Here is a 20,518-nt window from a genome sequence, read left to right on the forward strand (position 1 = left end):
GTGATCCGGTGGTTCTGTATGGAAGGGCCATCGCTCAACGGATAAAAGGTACGCCGGGGATAACAGGCTGATTCCTCCCAAGAGTCCACATCGACGGAGGAGTTTGGCACCTCGATGTCGGCTCATCACATCCTGGGGCTGTAGCAGGTCCCAAGGGTATGGCTGTTCGCCATTTAAAGTGGTACGCGAGCTGGGTTCAGAACGTCGTGAGACAGTTCGGTCCCTATCTGCCATAGGCGTTTGAAACTTGAAGGAAGCTGCTCCTAGTACGAGAGGACCGGAGTGGACGTACCTCTGGTGTTCCGGTTGTCACGCCAGTGGCACAGCCGGGTAGCTATGTACGGACGGGATAACCGCTGAAAGCATCTAAGCGGGAAGCCCCTCCTGAGATTAGGTTTCACTAGACTCTTGAAGTCTCTGTAGAACCGTCGAAGACTACGACGTTGATAGGCTGGATGTGGAAGGTCAGTAATGGCTTAAGCTAACCAGTACTAATTGTTCGTGAGGCTTGACCATATAACACCCAAGCAGTTTTGAGCTGCGAGTGTTATTGACACGTTATTACTAAGCGTTCAATCAACTTTCCGATTTTCTACCCGCGTGCTTGAGAAGGCGCGCCGTGGTAAAACCAGTTTGCCTGGTGGCAATAGCGGACTCGAACCACCCGATCCCATCCCGAACTCGGAAGTGAAAGTGTCCAGCGCCGATGGTAGTACGGGGTCTCCCCGTGCGAGAGTAGGTCACTGCCAGGCTCTTATTCGAAGCCCCGATCCTTCTGGATCGGGGCTTTTTCTTTTTCTGCCCCGGGCGTTCGGGTTGTTTGCGTTCAATCCCCGCTATGGGATGATGAGCGCATGAATCTTCTAGCTTCGACCGTGATGGTTACTCCGCCGGAAGGATTCCGCGCAAACCGGGAGACCTTTGCGAGTAATGCATTCCAGCAGCAGATCCACGTTCCGGATCTGCAAGCGACCGTGCTGCGCGAACATGCCGCGCTGGTTGCGGCTCTCAAGCGCGCCGGAATACGAGTGATCCGGCTTGCCGTTCCTCCCGAGCGTGACCTGCCGGATGCTGTTTTTCTCAATAACTGGTTCTCTACGCACCCCGATGGCCGCCTCGTCTTCTACCCCATGGCCGCGCCGTCAAGGCGACGCGAGCGGAACACCGAACTTGCGTCCTTTCTTGAAGGCCATGGGTTCGCAATCAGCGAGACGATCGATCTCAGTCATCATGAATCGGAAAATCGCTTCCTCGAAGGAACGGGCAGCCTGGTTCTCGATCACCGTACCGGAACTGCGTTTGCTTGCGCCTCGGTGAGAACGGAGCGCGCGCTGGCGGAAGCCTGGGCTGAACGAATGGGCTTCGAGCTGCAATACTTCTCGGCACTAGACAAGTCCGGCCTGCCTATCTATCACACCAACGTCATCATGACCGTCGGACCGGATTGCTCGATTGTCGCTGCGGACCTGGTTCCGGATGAAAAAGAGCGTAGTGCCTTGCTGGCCGTGCTGAAAGCGGAAGGTCGGGACGTCGTCAGCCTCAGCTCCGAGCAGGTCGCAGAGTTTGCCGGCAACCAGCTGTTTCTCCAGGGCTCTGATGGCGCGAAACTGTTCCTGTCGGAGACGGCGGACAAGGCGTTGACCAAGAAGCAGAAAAAGACCCTGGATCGTCATGCCGAGCGAATTCCAGTTGACACCTATGCGCTGGAGCGGCTGGGTGGGGGGAGCGTGCGCTGCATGCTGGCAGAAGTCTTTCTGCCAAAGAAGGAAAAATGACCCGCCCGATGAACCTGGCCGTACTGGTCGGAACGGTGCTGTTCCTCGACCAGGTGAGCAAGCTGCTGATCCTGCATTGGGAGCCTTCCATTGATGGCGAGCTGCTCTGGCTTGGAATCCACTGGAACAAGGGGCTCATGCTGGGTGCCCTTGGAGGCCATGAATGGCCACTTGTCAGCCTTGCTATCTTCGTACTCGTGATCGTTGCCAGCGTTGCAGGGGGCCGCTACGCCAGGGGCGCATCCATGCGCGAAATGTGCGGCTGGGCCCTGTTTGTTGGTGGTGGTTTGTCCAATATCGTAGATCGGCTTGTCCATGAAGGCGCGGTACTGGACTGGATCCAGGTTCAACTGGGACCCGTCCAGTCCGGCCGTTTCAATATTGCCGATCTAGCCAACCTTGTCGGACTCGGCCTGATCCTCGTGATGCTGTTCCAGGAACAGCGTCAACAGCCCGAACGTTCATAAGCTGCGAGACAAGCCTTGGCAGCACGTTCATGCGCCTGGAACAATCCTGCACATTTTCCATGGTCTCCATCCGACGATGAATGGCAGCTTCGATACTTGTAATAGGTCTCGTTGCTGTTTTCGCATGCAGACCCGGTCGGAGCCGGACAGTCTGCGTAGCGCGCATTGGCCTGAGGTATCTTTGCGATACGGTCCATGATGTTTCCGTACTGGCCGCCGCCGGGCGCCGTGGCACCTGTGGCAGGACTTTTTATTCGAGGTTTGATCCCGGGCGGGGTGGCCAGGCGCGGCTTGGGTTTCACGCCGACGTCTACCTTCTCGCCGTCAGGAAGGACGGCAACCGATTGCGTACGCAAGCGGTTCACATCAGATACGAAATTTCCTTCTACCCGGGCAATGCGAATCCAGCAGGGCTTGCCATTGGGGCAGATATCGTCACCGGCAGTGAATGAAAACTTGCCTCGGATTGCACCGTCCGTATTGATGCCCTCGATCTCGATCCAGCCGCCGATCTTCTCCTTGCTGTCGACTCCCAGGCCGGTCGACATGGCGGACTGCGCATTTGATCCGTAGGCAGCAAAATTGTTCCTTATCAGGGTGATGTGGCGCTTGATGCTCGGCTCTGTCGTGCCCGGGCGGTACTGTTCATCGGACCAGACGGCCTTGTCCTGCTCGATCGCATAGCGACCCACCCCCTTGAAATCGAAAATCATGAATCGTGTCCCCATGCGGCCTACCTTCTGGGCTGCCTGCGAATCCATATTCGCCGGTGCAAATGTCAGCTGCATGACCGCGACCTTCCGTCCGTTGATGACCTGGTAGGTAAGGTTGTACTGGCTGACGATGCCACCGTAATGGTTCTTGTCGTATCGGCGCGACTCCCATTCCCTGGGCTTGCCCTCGGGACCGAAGCTGGCCGTGATGACTGTATCGGCCTGGCTGTACGCCGTGGCTTCCGTGGGCTCGAACACCGGAATTTCGGTTGGTGTTCCCAGCATGATCATGGTGATGACGGTCAGCATGTTCTTTACCTCACTTGGTAGGATCCGCTGCTCAGCAGTTCCAGTGATTCGACAGAATAGAATTCAACCTTGTACGTGCCGGGTGAAAAACCTTCGAAGTCCCGCACCCATACCCGGGTACGTTCATTGGCCCGCAAGGCCACCTTCTTGAACAGTACCGGCTCGCCGGTATCCACCTGCAGCCACTTCACCAGAGCGTCATCGCTGCCAGTGCTGTCGAGATTTGCAAATACCACGGTATCCCGTGTGGAAAATACGCTCATGGGATTGTCACGATTCCCCGCGGTCGAGAACCAGACTGGTGAATGAATCGGTGACTCGTCCAGCGAGGGCTCTACGGTATCGGCAAGAGCCACGTCCAGAAGGCGCTCAAGATATGCATCCGGGTCCCCGGACGCATTCACAACTCCAGGATCAATTCCCGTAATCCGCTCGACATGCTCGAGCCTCAGCGAGTCTGGCAGCAATGCCACGACCTCACGCAGCTCGGAGGCGAGCTCCTGCCTGTCTTCGACCGCCAATCGGTTTGCATCGACCGACGCAAGTTGTCTCGACAACGGGCCGACATCGGGCCCGGGACCATTCGCCACGCGCTCGTCCACCACGCCGGTTTCGAAAGCTGGAGAGACTTCGGGCGCTGAAGTGACACTCCAGCGCCCGATAATGATGCCGGCAACCAGCCCGGCAACTAGCCAGGTTGCATGCCACTTGCGCAATTGAATACCCCGATTGCCGTCAACAGCCCAAGGAGTCGTAGGTGCTCTGGCAGAGGTTGGCCTGGATTACGTAATTGTCGTAATAACCTTCACACTGCGCCTGAGTGGCTGAATCACCCGAATAGGTGTAGATGCATTCTTCGTACTGCGCGTACCGCACATCGGCAGCGGCGCACTGGGTCGCAACCTGCGTATTGCAGCTGGTGCCAAATCCCTCGTTGATGATACGCGGCGACAGGCTGTAACTGCCCGACGAGCCTGAATCATAATCATCCTCGCCAAAGTCACAGGCCGACAACACGACCTTGGCAGAAAACAGCATTACGACGATCAAAACATATTTCATGGGAACCCCCTTTGCGATTCGAACAGGTCCTATTCAATCAGCATCCCCGGACCTGCAAAGCGGGCCCACTTGGCGCCCTTAAAATATTGACGCTCCGTCAAATTATGTCAAACAAAATTATGCGCTTGAATTAGGAAACCACGCCCGAAATTCCGCGATAGCCCCATTAATATGTTCATTCCCTGCGGTATAGTCCAGTGGGGCTTTGATGAACGGGGGGGGAATGATGAAAAGCCTGCAGGAGCAATATGCACCGAACAGCATCTGTTTCGGTTGCGGTCCGGCCAATACGCAGGGATTGCGGATCCGCAGTATGCCCAAGGGCAAGGTGGTGATCGCAACCTGGGAGCCGGCCCCGCATCATGAAGCCTTCCCGGGCATGTTGAACGGCGGGATCATAGGAGCCCTGCTGGATTGCCACTCCAACTGGACAGCGGCCTGGCACTTGATGCAGAAGTCCGGCCAGCAGGAACCGCCATGTACGGTGACCGGGGATTTTCACGTCAAGCTCTTGAAGCCGACGCCCAGCGGGCAGGAAGTGACGCTGGAGGCCCGCACCGAGGAATCTTCCGATCGCCGCGCTCGCGTTGTCGCCGAGCTGAGTGTCGGGGGCGAGGTTTGCGCGACCTGCTCGGGGAACTTCATCGCCGTGAAACCTGGCCACCCTGCCTACCATCGGTGGCAGCCCTGATGCGCGAGGTCACCGAGTGAGCAAGCAGCGAAAGATCTGGGCGGCGGCCCTGTTGCTCGGCCTGTTCGCCGTGCTCGACCTGGGCGCTGCGCGCATCACGGCCCCGCTCGATTATGCCCTGCGGGATGTATTCCTGCGTGCCGAAGCCGACAGTCGCGCCCCTGCGCCTGGCATTGTCCTGATCAATATCGATGAACGCAGCCTCGAGCTGATGGCCAGTGAATATGGCCTCGGCCGCTGGCCCTGGTCGCGCGCCGTGCATGCGGAATTGCTGGAAAAGGTGCTTGCCCAGAATCCGAAGGCCGTCGTCTTCGATATCCTGTTCTCCGAATGGGATGAAGTGAACCCCGAGGCCGATGTCTATTTCGTCGAGACGGCCACCGCCTCGGACAGGGTCTTCTTTCCCATCGTCCTGCTGGAAGATGATGGTGGTCCGGGCCTGCCCCTGGACCAGTACGGCTACAAGCTCGGCTTCGACAAGACCTCGACTGCACGGCCGGGAGCCGAGCAGGCCTTGATTCCGAGTCTCCAGCCACTGTCGGAGACCGGTCGGGTCGGTGCCATCAATTTCACGCCGGATGCCGATGGTGTCGGGCGCCGATATGCCGTTCGCTTCGATCGTGCCGGCTGGCGCATACCGAGCCTGCCCGCGCGCGTGGCCGATTTCCTGGCAGCGCCCGTACCCGAACAGCCGTTCATCGACCTCCATTGGTCTGCAGGGCCCTATGATCGCGAGCAATATTCCTACGTCGATGTGTTCGCCGGCCTGGCCGAGGGCGATCCGATGTTCGACGGCTTGTTCGAGGATACCGTCGTCATCATTGGCGGCACGGCATCCAGCCTGTACGACATCCGTGTCACGCCCATCAGCGTTGCCCATCCGGGCGCGGATATCCTGGCGACGGCCTTGTCCAACCTGCTGCGTGACGACTGGTTGCGTTACCAGCCTCATGCAGGGTTGCTGGCATCGCTGCTGCTGTTGCTGGCCGTAACGCTGCTATATTCGCGACAGCATGGCTTGTTGCTTGCTGCGGCTGTCCTGTTGCTTGGCAGCGTGCTCTGGTTGATCTCTGCACGCTACCTGCTGGGCAGCAACCTGCTGCTGCCGACCTTGCCGCCCTTGCTGTACCCGACTCTCATGCTTGCAGGCCTGACGCTCTATTCATTCCAGCGCTCCCGCCAGGAGCGTCGCCAGGCCATGGAAACCTTCAGTCGCTTCATCGACCCGCGCGTGGCCGCGAGCCTGGTTGCCGAGGGTGGCAGCCCGCTCGCGACGAAACCCGAATCCCGCGAAATCACTATCCTGTTTTCCGACATACGTGGTTTTACCACGCTGTCCGAATCCCGCAGTCCCGAAGAGGTCCTGGACCTGTTGAACCGCTATTTCGACAAGCAGGTCGAGGTGATCTTCCGCCACGGGGGTACCATCGACAAGTTCATCGGCGATGCCATCATGGCGTTCTGGGGCGCACCACTGGATGACGAGCGGCAGGCCGAGCATGCCATCGAAGCGGCCATGGAAATGGCGCAGGTGGTCGACGAGTTCCGCAAGGACCTGGGCGACGACCTGGCTGCCTTCGATATCGGTATCGGCCTGCATACAGGGCCGGCCGTGGTCGGCTTCATCGGATCGGACAACCGACTCGAGTACACGGCCATTGGCGATGCCGTCAACCTGGCCAGCCGACTCGAGGGGCAGACCAAGGGACGTGCCAGGATTCTTGTATCCGATGACACGCGGCGCCGTGCCGGCGAGCTGATAAAGTATCGTGCTCACGGCGAGGTGCAGGTAAAGGGACGCCAGAAGGCCGTGCAGTTGTACGAGCCCATCGGCAAATTCCAAAACAGCAGCATTGATTAGCAAGAGGGGCTGGAAATGAAAAAGAGATTGCTACTTGGATTGGCGCTTGCCCTGGGCAGCGTCACCGTGATGGCAGCGGATGCCGGCAACATGATAAGGACCAGCGGCCTGAATGCGTCGCCCGATGCCACCAGTCAAAGCCTTGGCATGGTACGCAGCCAGGAATCCGTAACGATCCTCGAGCGGGACGGCGGCTGGTACAAGGTCAAGACCGACGCGGGACGTACGGGCTGGGTGCGCATGGCGAATGTCAGGCTGGGTGACACTGCCGAGACCCGCGAGGAACCGGGTTTCTGGGGCTCGCTGTTCAGCTTCACGGGTCGTAGCCGTACCAGCACGACCACGGCAACCACTGGCATCCGCGGGCTCAGCGAGGAAGACATCAACTCGGCCGTTCCGAATCCGGCGGCGGTCGACCGGCTGGCCAGCTGGCAGAGCTCGGCAGCCGAGGCGCGCGGATTTGCCGGCCAGGCGGGCCTGGCCAAGACCGATGTTGCCGAGCTGCAGGAGGGCGAATGATGAAAACCTTCAACCTTCTGTTAGTGCTGTCGATGACGTTCCTGCTGGCGGGTTGCAAGTACGACTTCACCCGCCTCGGCGAGGACCTGGGAACGGCCAAGACGGCCTTGTTCGGCGTATCCAGTGAAGAAGAGCAGGAAATTGGCCATGAGGCCGCTGCGACGCTGCTGGGCGCTTCGCCGCTGCTGGCCCACGAGCCTACCCAGCGTTACGTCAACCGCGTTGGCCAGTGGGTGGCCTTGCAGAGCGCCCGCCCGGACCTGTCGTGGCGCTTTGCCGTGATCGACAATCCCAATATCAATGCCTTTGCGGCACCGGATGGCTACGTGTTCGTCACCACCGGTTTGCTGCAGCAGATCCATAGTGAATCGGAGCTGGCTGGCGTGCTGGGGCATGAGATTGCCCATGTGGTTGAAAAGCACCACCTCGAAGCGCTGGAGTCCGGTGCACGCCTCAGCCTGGCAGGTCGCGTGGCGGAAGAAACACTGCGCGACCGGGGCAAGGATGTCGGCAAGTACGCCTGGGTGATCGAGGGCACCAAGAAGCTCTACACCCAGGGCCTTGGCCGGGATGACGAGCTGTCGGCAGACCGCCTGGGCGTCGTGCTGGCCGCGCGGGCCGGTTACGAGCCCTATGGCCTGGTGGCCGTGCTGCAGCGGCTGGATGCCCTGGCCGGCAAGTCGAGCGAACTGGCTTTGCTGTTCAAGACCCACCCGGCGCCGTCGGACAGGCTGGAACACATCCTTGGCAGGATTCCGAGCAGCTGGACGAGGCTGGAAGGCAATCCGGACGGCGAGGACCGGTTCCGATCGGCCATGCTCGCCTGGGTCCAGGCGGGTGGTTGAGACCATCCATCCGAGCAGGCTCGGGTAAGGAAAAAGCCCCGCCTGGCGGGGCTTTTTCCTGTCCGGCATTGCTGCCCTGGTCAGGTCTCGACGCCCTCCAGTTCGTCGAGAAACGCCACTGCACGGCGCAGGTGCGGAATGACGATGCTGCCGCCAACCACCAGGCCGATGCTCATGGTCTCCATGATTTCCTTGCGCTGGGCGCCCACTGAGAGCGACTGGCTGATGTGATAGGAGACGCAGTCATCACACCGCAGCACCAGCGAGGCCACCAGGCCCATCAGCTCCTTGGTCTTGGTATCCAGTTCGCCTTCCTCACGGTAGGTGAGGTTGTCCAGCGAGAACATGCGCTTGATCACCCGGTTGTCCTCGGCCAGGATCCGGTCGTTCATTTTCTGCCTGAATTCGGCAAAGGCCTTTGCCTTGCCACCGGTGGATGCATCGCTCATGGGTCTCTCCTGACTGAAAAATGGCTGGCCGCCAGCTTACGGCAATTCGAACTGCGCAAGAATGTCCGGAAGCTTATTAGTTTCACTTGCCAACAACGGCGCTTTTCGCCGAATTTCTGGTCATTTCACGCCCAGAAAATAGTCCGAAATTAAAGTGTTGCGCTGCGCAAAGCGGTCCGGTAGGTTCGACCAAGTTTTGCGCGCAAGGCGCATTGCCAAAAAAACAACAAGGCCATTGAAGGCCAACAGAAAAATAACAAGGCCCATGACGGCCACTCATAAAAAACAAAAAGGCCCGGGAAGGCCACACAACACAATCCAAGCAAATATCACAAATGGGGGGACCATTCTTGTGAGCATTATTAAACGTTTGACCGTATTGTCGTGCGGTCTGTTAGTCGCACTCGGCCTGAGTGCTACCGCTGCGGCGGGTAACGACAAGGTTCGCGTGTACGTTGGTTTCAAGGCGGGCAACCAGGCCGCCGTTCAGCAGTCCCTGCGGGGCGCTGGCGCCGAAACCCACTACAACTTCGAAAAGCTCGGTGTTATGGCGGTTTCGGTACCCGCTCAGGCGCTGGAGGGCCTGAAGCGCAATCCGAACGTCACCTACGTTGAAGAAGATCCGAAGCGTTTCCTGATGTCCCAGGCGCAGCCTTACGGCATCGCCATGGTCCAGGCTGACGATCTCTCTCTCCAGCCGGCATCGGCCAACCGCACTGTCTGCATCATCGACTCGGGTTACGACCTGGCGCATGAAGATCTGCCGCAGAACAATGTGAATGGCACCAACGATTCCGGTTCCGGCAACTGGTACGAAGACACCAACAGCCATGGCACGCACGTTGCCGGCACGATCGCTGCCGTCGACAACGCCCTGGGTGTGGTCGGTGTGTTCCGCAACGAGAACGTCAACCTGCACATCATCAAGGTGTTCGATGCCAACGGCTGGGCCTACTCGTCCTCGCTGGTCGACGCTGCGATGCGCTGTGAAGATGCTGGCGCGAACGTGATCAGCATGTCGCTGGGTGGCAGCTTCTCGTCCAACTCGGAAGACAGCTACTTTGCCGGTGCCAACAGCCGTGGTGTGCTCTCGATTGCGGCCGCCGGTAACGATGGCAACACCCGCAAGAGCTATCCGGCTTCCTACAGCAGCGTCATGTCCGTCGCTGCCGTGGATTCCAACAAGCAGATTGCTTCCTTCTCGCAGCAGAACAGCGAAGTCGAAATCTCCGGTCCGGGCGTGGGCGTGCAGTCCACCGTGCCGATGGGTTACGGCTCCGATGCTTCTGTCACCGTGGGTGGCAGCAACTTCAGCGGTCTTGGCATGGAAGGCACGCCGGACGGCAATGCAACCGGTCCGCTGGTTGATTGCGGTGTCGGCACTGCGTCCTGCCCGGGTGGCGGCGGCCAGGTCTGCCTGATCTCGCGTGGCGAAATCAGCTTTGCCGACAAGGTGCTGGCTTGCGAAGCTGGCGGTGGTGTTGCTGCGGTGATCTACAACAACGAGCCGGGCTCCCTGTCCGGTACGCTGGGTGGTACCGCAACCTCGATTCCGTCGATCGGCGTGTCCGACACCGACGGCGCGACGCTGCAGGGTCTGACGGGCAACAGCGCGACGGTGAACGTTGGTGCAGGCAACTATGCCTACTTCGACGGCACCTCGATGGCTACCCCGCACGTTTCCGCAGTTGCTGCACTGATCTGGTCGAACCACACCAGCTGCACCAACCAGGACGTGCGTGATGCCATGAACGCCACGGCCGAGGACCTCGGTTCGAACGGTCGTGACAACGCGTTTGGCTTCGGTCTGGTCAAGGCACGTGCTGCCACCGACTACCTGGCAAGCCAGAGCTGTGGCGGCGGCAATCCGCCGGCCAATGTCGCTCCGACTGCCTCGTTCACCGACAACTGCACGGACCTGTCCTGCAGCTTCGACGGTTCGGCTTCCAGCGACAGCGACGGCTCGATTGTCAGCTATGCCTGGGACTTCGGTGACGGTGCGACCGCATCCGGTGCAACCGCCAGCCACAGCTATGCGGCTGACGGTGACTACACGGTCTCCCTGACCGTGACCGACGATGACGGCGCGACCGATACCACCTCGACGACGGTTTCCGTCAGCGCTGGTGGCACCGATCCGGGCGGCGACCTGACGCTGAACGCCATCGGTTACAAGGTGAAGGGTGTGCATCACGCCGACCTGAGCTGGAGCGGTGCAACGTCGACCAATGTCGACATCTACCGCAACGGTTCGCTGGTGGCCACCACGGCCAACGACGGTGCATTCACCGACTTCATCGGTAACAAGGGCAATGCCATGTACACCTACCAGGTGTGCGAAGCTGGCACCAGCACTTGCTCCGGTAGCGTGACCGTCAACCCGTAAGGGAAGGCGTCATGCAAGACTTTGAGGGGGCCTTCGGGCCCCCTTTCTTTTGGCGAGTGACCAACAAAAAACCCGGCGCGTGGCCGGGTTTTCAGTGTGTTGCAGGCGCCTTCAGAGGATGGTGCGTCCCAGCGCGGACTGGATCAGCCAGACGGCAAACTTGGCGGTCTTGTTCTCGGTGTCGAGCGTCGGGTTCAGTTCCACCATTTCCATGCTCAAGAGCTTGCCGCTCTTTGCCAGGGTCTCGCAGATCAGGTGCGATTCACGGAAATTCAGACCACCTGGAACGACGGTGCCGGTACCCGGTGCCACCGACGGGTCGGAGCCGTCCAGGTCGTAGGACAGGTGGATGCCGCCCGAGGCACGAGACACGATTTCCATCGCTTCCTTGAGGCATACATTCATGCCGCGTTCGTCGATCTCGCTCATGGAGTAGGCGCGTACGCCGATCTTGTCGACCATGTCGCGCTCGATCTTGTCGATGTCGCGCACGCCGAACAGGACCACGTTCTCCGGCTTGATCATCGGTGCCTCGCCGGCCAGGCCGGTCAGCTCGTCGCGGCCATGACCGAGCGCTGCGGCCAGCGGCATGCCATGGATGTTGCCCGAGGGGCTGGTATCGGGCGTGTTCATGTCGGCATGGGCGTCGACCCAGAAAACGCCAAGATCCTTGTTCTTCTTCCTGAGGTGGCGGCTCAGGCCGGCAATGGTGCCCATGGCCTGCGAGTGGTCGCCGCCGAGCACCAGCGGGAAGCAGCCACTCTCGAGATCGGCTTCCACGCTGTCGGCGAGGTCCGCGCAGACCTCCTGGATGATGGGCAGGAAGCGCGCAGACGGGTCGCCGATGTCCTTCGCTTCCATGGCGACCTGGCCCACGCTGGAGTGGCCGACCACTTCATGGCCGATCTTCTGCAAGGCGGGCACGAGACCGGCGACATGCATGGCCGACGGGCCCATGTCCGTGCCGCGGCGACCGGCGCCAAGATCAAGGTGAACATTGGTGATGCTGATTTTCATGATGATTACCTGGTGCTTGTCTGGCGTTGCGCTGCAACGTGGCGAATCAGGGGCGCGATTCTAACGTTTTCCGGCATTTTCTTCGACATTGGCCGGAATCCCCATCAATAAAGCCGTTCCCGGGAACCTTGGCAGCCCTGGGTCGTCAAACCCATGCAAACCGCAGCCCGCTTTGTTGCATCAAAGCAGGCAAGACCAGATTCCGGGGAGTCCATTGAAAACGTACAGCCTGATAGTACTGGGCCTGGTGTTGTCCATTTCCACCAGCCACGCCGCCGACCGTTCGCTCGAGGAACGGCAAGTTCCCATTGATGTGCCTGCAGTTTCTGGCGATGTGGAGGTCGATGCCTATCTCGATGAGGCTGTCTGGCAGGATGCACTTCGCCTGACCATTGACTGGGAGACCTGGCCTGCGGAAAACATCCCGGCCCGGGCCGAAACCGAGGCGTTCATCGCTTTCAATGGTGAAACCTTGTTCATCGCGTTCATTGCGCATGATCCGGCCCCCGAGTTGATCCGGGCGCATTACAGTGACCGCGATGCCATGTTCCAGGACGATTTCGTTGGTGTCGTCATGGACACCTTCAATGACGAGCGGCGTGGCTTCGAGTTCTTCGTCAATCCGCTCGGTGTGCAGGGTGACCTCTTCAAGGATGATATCCAGGGCGGCGAAGACGCTTCCTACGACACCATCTGGGAAAGCGCTGGTCGGCTGACCGAGACCGGTTATGTCGTCGAAATGGCATTGCCGATGCGCTCGCTGCGCTTTGCAGCCAGCGAGGAGCCGCAAATCTGGGGAATCGATTTCATTCGCATCTATCCACGCGAGGAGCGCCACCAGTTCCGGATGTATCGGGCCGATCGAAACCTGTCCTGCACCCTTTGCGAATACCAGAAGTTCCGTGGTTTCGCGGGTGCGGATCCCGGCAACAACCTCCAGCTGGTGCCTACGGTCACTGGCATCCAGACCAATGCCCGGCCTGATTACGGCCTGCCGATGGAAAATGGTGACTTCGAGGTCGAGCCCTCGCTGGACCTGGAGTGGGGCATCACGCCGAATGTGATCCTCAACGGCACGCTGAATCCCGATTTCTCCCAGGTCGAGGCAGATGTGGCACAGCTGGACGTGAACAACCAGTTCAGCTTGTTCTTTCCCGAGCGCCGTCCGTTCTTCCTCGAAGGCCGTGACCTTTTCCAGGACCCTTTCAACATCGTCTATACGCGCAACATTGCCGATCCCGAGTACGGTGCAAAGGTCACCGGCAAGGAGGGCAGCCATGCCTTCGGCGCTTTCTTCGCCAATGATGAACAGACCAGTGTCCTTTTTCCGGGCAGCCAGGGGAACGATTTCGGTTCCTTCGACTTCAAGACCGAAAACGCCGCGATGCGCTATCGCTACGACATCGGCGGCAATTCCACGGTCGGCATCATTGCCACCGACCGCAGTGGCGATGACTACTCGAATTCGGTGATTGGCGTCGACACCAAGTACCGCTTTACCGATTCCGATTCGATCACTGCCGAGGTCCTGACCTCGGAAACCGAATACGACGCCGAGATGGTGGCCGCCAATGGCGTGCGTGCCGACCCGTTCGAGGGTTCTGCCAGCTACGTCGGCTACAACCGGAATCGACGCGAGTACAACATCTACGCCGAGCACCAGCAGGTCGACGAGGACTTCCGTGCCGATCTCGGTTTCCTGCCGCAGGTCGGCTTTGACAAGAGCATCCTGGGTGGCGGGTACAACTGGTTCGGCAACGGTGACGACTGGTACCGGCGCATTCGCCTGAATGGCGATGTCGATCGTACCGAGGAAGCTGTCAGCGGTATCGAGCTCGAGCAGGAAACAGAGGCCTACATCAGCGTGAATACGGTGGGTTGGCAGGGTTATGCCCAGTTTGGTGGCATCGATCGCACCCAGTACTGGGATGGCGTGGAATACGATCAGGACATCCTGGCCTTCTATGGCGAAATCAAGCCGAACAAGATGCTGTCAACGGGCATGTCGCTGCGCCATGGTGATGCCATCGACTACGCCAACTCGCGTGCCGGTCGTACGCTGACGGTCGATCCCTGGTTCATCTTCAGGCTCGGGCGGCATCTCAACCTGCGCTTCGACCCGACGTACCAGCGGATGAATGTCGACGGCGGGCGGCTGTTCTCGGCATGGATCCACGAGCTGCGTGCGACCTGGCAGTTCAACAACCGGATGTTCCTGCGAGTCATCACCCAGTATCGCGACCTGTATCGCAACCAGGACCTGTATCTCAGTGCGGTGAATCGCGACCAGACGAGCTGGTCCAACCAGGTGCTGTTTTCCTACAAGCTCAATCCGCGGACAGTATTCTTTGCCGGATACTCGGACGGGAAGTTCGCCTTCAACGACGGCCTGGTCGACAACCCCTTGCAGACCCAGGAGCAGACCCTGTTCTTCAAACTGAGTTATGCCTGGCAGCTTTGAGGCAGGCGGCCGTGCATGAAAAAGCCGGGCAGTGCCCGGCTTTTTTCGTAGCTGCCTACAGTTCGTCGTCCGGATCGGACTCTTCCTTGAATCCCTCGAGGCGCTTGTAAAGGATCAGCGAGTACAGGGTGGGCAGGACGCCGACCGCGACCGCGGCGCCGATCATGAACTGCATGGGTGCGCCCAGCGGCCCGCCGACGAGGATGGCGATGCCGGCGAGAACGAACACCCAGCCGCCGAAGCGATGTGTCCTGGCCCAGACTTCGTCGCTGGCCAGCGTCCAGGGCGTGCGGATGCCAATGAAAAAGTTCTTGCGCATCTTGCCGAAGAAATTTCCCAGCACGATGAACAGGATGCCGATGCCGATCATCACCACCCGGTCCATGGAGATGGCCATGCCGAGAGCGATCATGATCTGGGCAATGTAGACCGTCAGCAGGAAACCCAGCGTCAGCAGCAGCACGATGCCGACCACGTCCTTGAACTGGTCGAGGCGGAAACCGGCCGGTGACAGCCAGATGATCAGTTCGAACATGAGGATCATGCCAAGCATCATCATTGGCATGAATGCCGTGCCCCAGAAACGCGGCATGGTGTCATCGACTTCGCCGGCTGCATTCCAGTGGCTGGGGATTTCTGCCGGCAGGTTGCCGTAGTTGAACGCGCCGATGCCGATGGCAAGCAGCAGGAACAGGATGGAAACGATTCGGTAATTGCGTGGCATGGTCATTCTCCGGTCTTGCCGAACAGGCTGAACATCAGCGCAGCCACGTCCTCGAAGACGGTGGTGTTCAGGGAATAGAATATCTGCTGGCCGCGGCGCTCGGTACGTACCAGGTCGGCGGCTTTCAGCACGTTGAAATGATGCGACAGCGAGGCGCGGGTGATATCGAACTGTTCGGCGATGTCACCGGCGCTCATCGAGCCCTTTCTCAGCCTTTGCAGGATGTCTCGCCGGGTCGGATCGGCCAGCGCCTTGAAGACGTTCTGTTGTTCCATGGTTCGCTCCTTCAGGCCGTGGCCGCCTGCGACCTGCTCTTCAAGGCGGGCAGCAAGGCCAGGGCCAGCAGTGCAAAGGCGGACACGCCCACCAGGCTGACGGGCGTCGGACCAAACAGGCCCTGGGCGCGCGAGGGGTCGTTGATGAAGAGTACACCCAGGCCCGCCACCGCGTTGATGCTGCCGTGGGCCACCACGGCCGGCCAGATCGATCCTGCCCGCAAGGTCAGCCAGCCCATGTAAATGCTGAGGACAACGGTGAACAGCAGCATCGCCGCCATGCCGGTCCACGGCGCGCCAGGGTAGCCGAGGCCATAGTTGTAACCCAGTGCGATCACGGGAAAATGCCAGACTCCCCAGGCGATACCGGTCAGCAGCAGGGCGCGAACCGTGCCCAGTGGCAGGAGCTCTCGTTGCAGGTAGCCACGCCAGCCGAACTCCTCGCCAAAAGTGCCGACCACGTTCAGTAGCGGTCCGAGCATCACGGCCGCCAGCACCTGCAGGGTTGCCAGCTGGCTGGCGGGCAGGCCGGACTTGGCCGCCGCCCCGGCCAGCACCGGGAACTCAGCCGTGAACAGGGCCGGATTGAGCAGGAAGAAGAGGACGGCGCCGGCGGCGACCAGCAGCGGGGTCAGCAGCCAGGCGACTGCGGAGTACCCCAGGGTCGCCTTGCCCCGGCCGTCAGCCGGGCGCAGCCCCAGCTGGCCGAAACCCTGGCCGGTAAAGCGACGGGCGGCCAGGTTGGCCACGGTGGGCCCCCACATGGCCAGCACGAGGCCGACGGTCATCGCGACGCCGGGTCTGAAGAGGTCACTGGCCCACAGCCAGGCAACGATGCTCCAGGAAAAGCTGCAGGCCACCAGCAGGAAAATGGCAATACGGCGAGTATGGATGTGATTCATGACGGTTCTCCCTTAGATGTTTAGAAGTTTATCTAAATATCGAATGCTGTCAATAGCGAGGCGGTAATTTCCTGGCGAGCGCTGCTAAACTGCGGCCTGGCCTAAGGACCGGATCCCATGCCCATACTGCAAGTTGCCATCGGCGCCCTGATGATTTCCCTGGCGGGCGTATTCGTGAAGATCGTCACCGTCGACCCGACCGCTGCAGCCTTCTACCGCATGCTGTTCGGTGGCCTGGCGCTGGCAGCCATCACCCGGTTGCGGGGCGAGTCCCTGTGGTTTGGCTGGAAGACCATGTGGCCGGCCGTCCTGGCGGCTTTCTGGTTTGCCCTGGACCTGTTGTTCTGGCATCGCAGCATCCGCTTCGTGGGCCCGGGGCTCGCGACGCTGCTGGCCAATTTCCAGGTTTTCTTGCTGGCGCTGGCCGGCGTCTGGTTGTTCAAGGAAAAGCTTGGCTGGCGCATGCTGGTCAGCATCCCGCTGGCCTTTGTCGGCCTGGCCTTGCTGGTCCTGCCGGAGTGGAACAGCCTCGGCGAGCAGTACCAGTGGGGTGTGATTCTCGGCCTGATCACTGCCGTGTGCTATGCCGCCTATACCCTCACGCTGCGTGCCTCGCGGACCCAGGCCAATGTCACGGCGTCGAACTACGCCAACATGGCAGTGCTGTCGCTGAGCTGTGCCCTGATGCTGGTACCGATGACGCTGGGGATGGGCGAGTCGCTGGCACTGACGCGATGGGAGGACGCTGCCTGGCTGCTGCTGTACGGCCTGGCCGCGCAGATCTTCGGCTGGCAGCTGATTTCCCGTGGCCTGCCGAAGCTCGACGCATCGACCATCGGCCTGGTGTTGCTCTTGCAGCCAGTGGGTGCCTTCGTTTGGGATTTCCTGTGGTTCGAGCGGCAGTTGATGGTGGGGCAGTTTGTCGGCGCGGGGCTGGCGCTGGCGGCCATCTACCTCGGGTCGCTGCGTTCTCGCTAGCCCTGTTCTTCTCGGCCGGGAGTGCAGTCTCAGTCGACCAGTGTCAGCTGGCCGGCCAGGGTCTCGATTTCGATCCGCGTCGGATCTTCGGCAAACAGTTCGCCATCGGCATGAATCGGCAGCGGCTCCGTGGCCTCGATCAGCAGTTTCTTCGACCGGTGGGTGCTGACCAGCTCGTGTGCCGTGTGGGTGCCTTTCAATACGCTCGGCAGGAAACCGAGCATGCGCGTTCGTGACACGTCGCCGGCAATGATGATGTCGAGATAGCCATCATCGATACGGGCATCCGGAGCGACCCGGAAACTGCCGCCATAGACCTGTCCATTGGCGGCGGACAGCATTGTCACCCGTTGCACGAAGGTGTGGTCGTCCAGGGTGATACGCATCTCCGGGTTGCCATGGTGGAAGGCGATGGCACGAAACACCCCGGCAAAGTACACGCTCTTGCCGCGCAACCAGCGCGTCTGATTGGCGATCTTCGCGACCTTGGCATCGAAGCCCACACCGATGCCATTGGCAAAGTAGCTGTCATTGCAGCGACCCACGTCGACCTGGCGCGTCCGGCCTTCCTCCAGCGCCGCGAGGGTGTCCTGCCAGCTGTTGGCGCGCAGCATCTTGACGAAATCGTTGCCGGTACCGACTGGCATGATGGCCAGTGGCGTGTTGGTGCCGGCGCGCATGATGCCATTCACGGCTTCGTTGATGGAGCCATCGCCGCCGGCAATCGCCACGTAATCGAAGCCGCGTCTTGCGGCGTTCTCGGCCAGTTCGGCCGCGTGCCGCGGACCGTTGGTCAGGCGCGCTTCGCAATTGAAACCGGCATAGGTCAGGGCGCGCGCGATCTGTGGTCCGGCGGCCGCGCCTTCGCCGCGGCCGGCGTGCGGATTGATGATGAGTTCGATGTCTTTCACGGTGCCCCGTTCTTGCCTGTCTTCCTGCCAACCGCAGAAGCATACCGCAATCGTCGGAATTCGCACCCTTCCTGTGACTGCCGTCCTTGAGTCGCTGCCGGGGGTGGGTCATGATTTCCCGATTGCAGACAGCCAGCAGGAGCCCTTCATGTCACAGGCAACACGATCGTCATTCCGAGTCCAGGTACCGTTGATCCTGCTTGCGCTGTTGCTGGCCGGCTGTGCCAGCGAGCCACCGCGGGATCCGCTGGATATCGGCTTCGGCCCCCTGACCTCTGCGGAGCAGAAGTTTCTCGACGATGGTGCCTACAAGCGACCGCCCGTGATCAGCATCATCCGCAGCCTGCCCGAGTCCATGCAGCGCATTTCATCCGAACGCCTTGCCTGGAAGTCCGGGCCGCGTGGCTGGGCCGCGAGGATTCGCGTCACGTCCCCGGGCGCGTCTGCGCTGACCCTGGCGATCTGCGCCGAGACCACCGACGTCCCCGTTGCATTGAACTTCGAGCAGCTTGGCAGCGAGCCGATTGCTTCGCTCGCCGAGGTCGAGGAGAAATGCGCGGACGTGGGCCAGGCGTGGTTGCCGCGGGTCGATGGGAGCACCGCGACCCTGCGATTCAGTGCCGATTCGAAACTGCCACCGGCCGACTTCGATATCCGGCTGGTCGAAATCCGTCACCGCAACTGAGCTGCACCGGCCGCCTTACCTGAATGCAAGGTCTCGCAGGAACAGGGCGATCTGCGGGAAGGTGATGATCAGCCCGGTCGCCAGCACCAGGATCAGGAAAAACGGTGGCGTCCCCTTGATGACCTCTAGATAAGGCCGGCGGAAAATCGCGATGGCGGTGAAGATGTCGCAGCCGAACGGAGGCGTGGCCGAACCGATGGCGACCTGCAGGGTGATCAAGGTGCCGGCCAGTACGGGGTCGATGCCCGCCGCGTGGATCATCGGCGCGAAAATCGGTGTCAGGATCAGGATCACCACGATCGGGTCGACGAACATGCAGCCGATGAAATACGCCAGGCTGATGGTGATGAGAATCGTCAACGGTTCGGCGCTTGCCAGTCCCAGTACGTCATTGATCAGGTAAGACGGTACCTGGGCATACGACAGGACCCATGAAAATGCCGCGCCAGCGGCGACTAGGATGAACACCACTGCCGTGATCAGGCCGGTCGACGCCGCCAGCTCCGGCAGCTCTCCCCACTTGATCGATTTGAAGATCACGATTTCAAGGATGGCCGCGTAGGCCACCGACACCGCTGCCGCTTCGGTCGGGCTGAACAGCCCCGCGTAGATGCCGCCGACCACGATGGCCGGGAAGCCCATCGGCAGGGCAGCGCGTTTCAGTGCCAAGAGGCGATCGGCCCAGCCAGACCGTGGCTCGACCGGAATGTCCTTCATTCGTGCATAGACATGGCAGTACAGGGAAAACAGCAACAGGATCAGCAGGCCCGGTCCGATACCCGCGATGAACAGCTCGCCAACCGAGGTGCCCGACACCACGCCGTAAACGATCATGCCGATGGACGGCGGAATCAGCAGCGCGATGTCCGAGGAATTGATGATCAAGGCCATGCTGAACGAATCCGAGTAGCCGGCCTTCAGCAGGCGCGGCCGCAATGGCCCGCCCATCGCGACCACCGTGGCTTGCGTGGAGCCGCTGACGGCGCCGAACAGGGTGCAGCTGGCTGCGGTCGTTATCGGCAGCCCGCCACGCAAGTGGCCGATGAATCGCATCACCAGGTCCAGCAGGCGATTGGCCGTGTGCCCCCGCGTCATGATGTCGGCGGCAAAAATGAACAGCGGTACGGCGATCAGGGCGCTGGGTTTCACGCCACCGATCATCTGCTGGATCATGATCTGCGGATCCATGCCCGGGATGAAGACAAGGAAGGCGAGCAGTGCGGCGGCCAGCAACGGGATCATCAGGGGATAGCCCGCCACCAGCAGCACGATCATCAATACCAGCATCGCGGTGGTCATGGCGCGATTTCCTCGGCAGAGGGTTTTTCGTACTCGTCGCGTTTCGACCAGGAGAGGTAGGTGGTATCGGCCGTCACATTGCGCACGGCTGTCAGGAGGTATTGCAGCGCGCCGAGGCCCAGTCCCGTTGGCACCACCAGGTAGATGATGTAGAGCGGAATCTCCAGCGATGGTGTGACCGATCCGGTA

21 protein-coding genes and 2 rRNA genes are annotated in these 20,518 nt (G+C 60.6%); 12 read left to right on the forward strand and 11 right to left on the reverse strand.

The window, feature by feature from the left end; translation table 11 throughout:
* The 4 genes from R3217_06915 to R3217_06930 all read left to right on the forward strand — a co-directional run.
* Nucleotides 1-516, forward strand: a 23S ribosomal RNA gene (locus tag R3217_06915); the annotation flags it as partial.
* A gap of 120 nt (nt 517-636) precedes the next feature.
* Nucleotides 637-752: ribosomal RNA gene (rrf, locus tag R3217_06920) — 5S ribosomal RNA — on the forward strand.
* Between the two features lie 102 nt (nt 753-854).
* Nucleotides 855-1,775 (forward strand): arginine deiminase-related protein, encoded by a 921-nt coding sequence (locus tag R3217_06925; GenBank protein ID MDX1455167.1) that lies wholly within the window; start codon nt 855-857, stop codon nt 1,773-1,775.
* 8 nt (nt 1,776-1,783) lie between these two features.
* Nucleotides 1,784-2,242: a signal peptidase II gene (locus tag R3217_06930; protein ID MDX1455168.1), complete on the forward strand. Its 459-nt coding sequence runs from the start codon at nt 1,784-1,786 to the stop codon at nt 2,240-2,242.
* On the opposite strand, the gene R3217_06935 is transcribed toward R3217_06930, so the two are convergent.
* The 3 genes from R3217_06935 to R3217_06945 are packed head-to-tail and all read right to left on the reverse strand — an operon-like array spanning nt 2,221 to nt 4,326.
* The gene (locus R3217_06935; GenBank protein ID MDX1455169.1) at nt 2,221-3,264 is read right to left on the reverse strand and encodes a hypothetical protein; all 1,044 of its coding nucleotides are present in this window, start codon (nt 3,262-3,264) and stop codon (nt 2,221-2,223) included. The two genes, R3217_06930 and R3217_06935, sit on opposite strands and share 22 nt — an antisense overlap.
* A 5-nt stretch (nt 3,265-3,269) precedes the next feature.
* Nucleotides 3,270-3,980 (reverse strand): hypothetical protein, encoded by a 711-nt coding sequence (locus R3217_06940; protein ID MDX1455170.1) that lies wholly within the window; start codon nt 3,978-3,980, stop codon nt 3,270-3,272.
* Nucleotides 3,981-3,999: 19 nt separating this feature from the next.
* Nucleotides 4,000-4,326, reverse strand: coding sequence for a hypothetical protein (locus R3217_06945; GenBank protein MDX1455171.1), 327 nt, complete (start codon nt 4,324-4,326; stop codon nt 4,000-4,002).
* Between the two features lie 226 nt (nt 4,327-4,552).
* Here R3217_06945 and R3217_06950 point away from each other — a divergent pair, with 226 nt between their 5' ends.
* Genes R3217_06950 through R3217_06965 form a run of 4 tightly spaced genes read left to right on the forward strand, consistent with a single transcriptional unit; the run spans nt 4,553 to nt 8,242 of the window.
* Nucleotides 4,553-5,017: a PaaI family thioesterase gene (locus R3217_06950; GenBank protein ID MDX1455172.1), complete on the forward strand. Its 465-nt coding sequence runs from the start codon at nt 4,553-4,555 to the stop codon at nt 5,015-5,017.
* A 16-nt stretch (nt 5,018-5,033) separates the two neighbouring features.
* Nucleotides 5,034-6,878: an adenylate/guanylate cyclase domain-containing protein gene (locus R3217_06955; protein MDX1455173.1), complete on the forward strand. Its 1,845-nt coding sequence runs from the start codon at nt 5,034-5,036 to the stop codon at nt 6,876-6,878.
* 15 nt (nt 6,879-6,893) lie between these two features.
* Nucleotides 6,894-7,397, forward strand: a complete 504-nt coding sequence (locus R3217_06960) for an SH3 domain-containing protein (protein MDX1455174.1) — start codon at nt 6,894-6,896, stop codon at nt 7,395-7,397.
* Nucleotides 7,397-8,242, forward strand: coding sequence for a M48 family metalloprotease (locus tag R3217_06965; protein ID MDX1455175.1), 846 nt, complete (start codon nt 7,397-7,399; stop codon nt 8,240-8,242). Before R3217_06960 ends, R3217_06965 begins: the two co-directional genes overlap by 1 nt.
* Nucleotides 8,243-8,322: 80 nt before the next feature.
* On the opposite strand, the gene R3217_06970 is transcribed toward R3217_06965, so the two are convergent.
* Complete coding sequence (locus R3217_06970) at nt 8,323-8,691, reverse strand: carboxymuconolactone decarboxylase family protein (GenBank protein MDX1455176.1); 369 nt, start codon at nt 8,689-8,691, stop codon at nt 8,323-8,325.
* 370 nt (nt 8,692-9,061) lie between these two features.
* Between R3217_06970 and R3217_06975 the strand changes: the two genes are divergently transcribed.
* Nucleotides 9,062-11,077 (forward strand): S8 family serine peptidase, encoded by a 2,016-nt coding sequence (locus R3217_06975; GenBank protein MDX1455177.1) that lies wholly within the window; start codon nt 9,062-9,064, stop codon nt 11,075-11,077.
* Nucleotides 11,078-11,188: 111 nt separating this feature from the next.
* Here the strand turns inward: R3217_06975 and rocF are convergent, their stop codons facing one another.
* Complete coding sequence (rocF, locus tag R3217_06980) at nt 11,189-12,094, reverse strand: arginase (protein ID MDX1455178.1); 906 nt, start codon at nt 12,092-12,094, stop codon at nt 11,189-11,191.
* A 214-nt stretch (nt 12,095-12,308) separates the two neighbouring features.
* Here rocF and R3217_06985 point away from each other — a divergent pair, with 214 nt between their 5' ends.
* Nucleotides 12,309-14,555 (forward strand): DUF5916 domain-containing protein, encoded by a 2,247-nt coding sequence (locus R3217_06985; protein MDX1455179.1) that lies wholly within the window; start codon nt 12,309-12,311, stop codon nt 14,553-14,555.
* 55 nt (nt 14,556-14,610) lie between these two features.
* On the opposite strand, the gene R3217_06990 is transcribed toward R3217_06985, so the two are convergent.
* The 3 genes from R3217_06990 to R3217_07000 are packed head-to-tail and all read right to left on the reverse strand — an operon-like array spanning nt 14,611 to nt 16,456.
* Nucleotides 14,611-15,279, reverse strand: coding sequence for an SdpI family protein (locus tag R3217_06990; GenBank protein MDX1455180.1), 669 nt, complete (start codon nt 15,277-15,279; stop codon nt 14,611-14,613).
* Nucleotides 15,280-15,281: 2 nt separating this feature from the next.
* Nucleotides 15,282-15,554: an autorepressor SdpR family transcription factor gene (locus R3217_06995; GenBank protein ID MDX1455181.1), complete on the reverse strand. Its 273-nt coding sequence runs from the start codon at nt 15,552-15,554 to the stop codon at nt 15,282-15,284.
* A gap of 11 nt (nt 15,555-15,565) precedes the next feature.
* Nucleotides 15,566-16,456: a CPBP family intramembrane glutamic endopeptidase gene (locus tag R3217_07000; protein ID MDX1455182.1), complete on the reverse strand. Its 891-nt coding sequence runs from the start codon at nt 16,454-16,456 to the stop codon at nt 15,566-15,568.
* Between the two features lie 117 nt (nt 16,457-16,573).
* On the opposite strand from R3217_07000, the gene R3217_07005 reads away from it, so the two are divergent.
* Nucleotides 16,574-17,434 (forward strand): DMT family transporter, encoded by an 861-nt coding sequence (locus R3217_07005; protein ID MDX1455183.1) that lies wholly within the window; start codon nt 16,574-16,576, stop codon nt 17,432-17,434.
* A gap of 29 nt (nt 17,435-17,463) precedes the next feature.
* Here R3217_07005 and R3217_07010 read toward each other — a convergent pair whose 3' ends face one another.
* The gene (locus R3217_07010) at nt 17,464-18,345 is read right to left on the reverse strand and encodes a diacylglycerol kinase family lipid kinase (protein ID MDX1455184.1); all 882 of its coding nucleotides are present in this window, start codon (nt 18,343-18,345) and stop codon (nt 17,464-17,466) included.
* 148 nt (nt 18,346-18,493) lie between these two features.
* Between R3217_07010 and R3217_07015 the strand changes: the two genes are divergently transcribed.
* Nucleotides 18,494-19,030: a hypothetical protein gene (locus R3217_07015; GenBank protein MDX1455185.1), complete on the forward strand. Its 537-nt coding sequence runs from the start codon at nt 18,494-18,496 to the stop codon at nt 19,028-19,030.
* 15 nt (nt 19,031-19,045) lie between these two features.
* Here the strand turns inward: R3217_07015 and R3217_07020 are convergent, their stop codons facing one another.
* The gene (locus tag R3217_07020) at nt 19,046-20,329 is read right to left on the reverse strand and encodes a TRAP transporter large permease (GenBank protein MDX1455186.1); all 1,284 of its coding nucleotides are present in this window, start codon (nt 20,327-20,329) and stop codon (nt 19,046-19,048) included.
* Nucleotides 20,326-20,518, reverse strand: a 193-nt coding sequence (locus tag R3217_07025) for a TRAP transporter small permease (protein ID MDX1455187.1), incomplete at its 5' end; no start/stop codon positions are given. The genes R3217_07025 and R3217_07020, both read right to left, overlap by 4 nt.

The organism is Gammaproteobacteria bacterium (genome assembly GCA_033720895.1).
GTDB lineage: Bacteria > Pseudomonadota > Gammaproteobacteria > Natronospirales > JAJUFS01 > JAWWBS01.

Bases quoted from the DNA above. Each gene is read 5' to 3' on its own strand.
- R3217_06925 (MDX1455167.1), top strand. From the start codon at position 855: ATGAATCTTCTAGCTTCGACCGTGATGGTTACTCCGCCGGAAGGATTC.
- R3217_06930 (MDX1455168.1), top strand. From the start codon at position 1,784: ATGAACCTGGCCGTACTGGTCGGAACGGTGCTGTTCCTCGACCAGGTG.
- R3217_06935 (MDX1455169.1), bottom strand. From the start codon at position 3,264: ATGCTGACCGTCATCACCATGATCATGCTGGGAACACCAACCGAAATT.
- R3217_06945 (MDX1455171.1), bottom strand. From the start codon at position 4,326: ATGAAATATGTTTTGATCGTCGTAATGCTGTTTTCTGCCAAGGTCGTG.
- R3217_06950 (MDX1455172.1), top strand. From the start codon at position 4,553: ATGAAAAGCCTGCAGGAGCAATATGCACCGAACAGCATCTGTTTCGGT.
- R3217_06960 (MDX1455174.1), top strand. From the start codon at position 6,894: ATGAAAAAGAGATTGCTACTTGGATTGGCGCTTGCCCTGGGCAGCGTC.
- R3217_06965 (MDX1455175.1), top strand. From the start codon at position 7,397: ATGAAAACCTTCAACCTTCTGTTAGTGCTGTCGATGACGTTCCTGCTG.
- R3217_06970 (MDX1455176.1), bottom strand. From the start codon at position 8,691: ATGAGCGATGCATCCACCGGTGGCAAGGCAAAGGCCTTTGCCGAATTC.
- rocF (MDX1455178.1), bottom strand. From the start codon at position 12,094: ATGAAAATCAGCATCACCAATGTTCACCTTGATCTTGGCGCCGGTCGC.
- R3217_06990 (MDX1455180.1), bottom strand. From the start codon at position 15,279: ATGCCACGCAATTACCGAATCGTTTCCATCCTGTTCCTGCTGCTTGCC.
- R3217_06995 (MDX1455181.1), bottom strand. From the start codon at position 15,554: ATGGAACAACAGAACGTCTTCAAGGCGCTGGCCGATCCGACCCGGCGA.
- R3217_07000 (MDX1455182.1), bottom strand. From the start codon at position 16,456: ATGAATCACATCCATACTCGCCGTATTGCCATTTTCCTGCTGGTGGCC.
- R3217_07005 (MDX1455183.1), top strand. From the start codon at position 16,574: ATGCCCATACTGCAAGTTGCCATCGGCGCCCTGATGATTTCCCTGGCG.
- R3217_07015 (MDX1455185.1), top strand. From the start codon at position 18,494: ATGTCACAGGCAACACGATCGTCATTCCGAGTCCAGGTACCGTTGATC.
- R3217_07020 (MDX1455186.1), bottom strand. From the start codon at position 20,329: ATGACCACCGCGATGCTGGTATTGATGATCGTGCTGCTGGTGGCGGGC.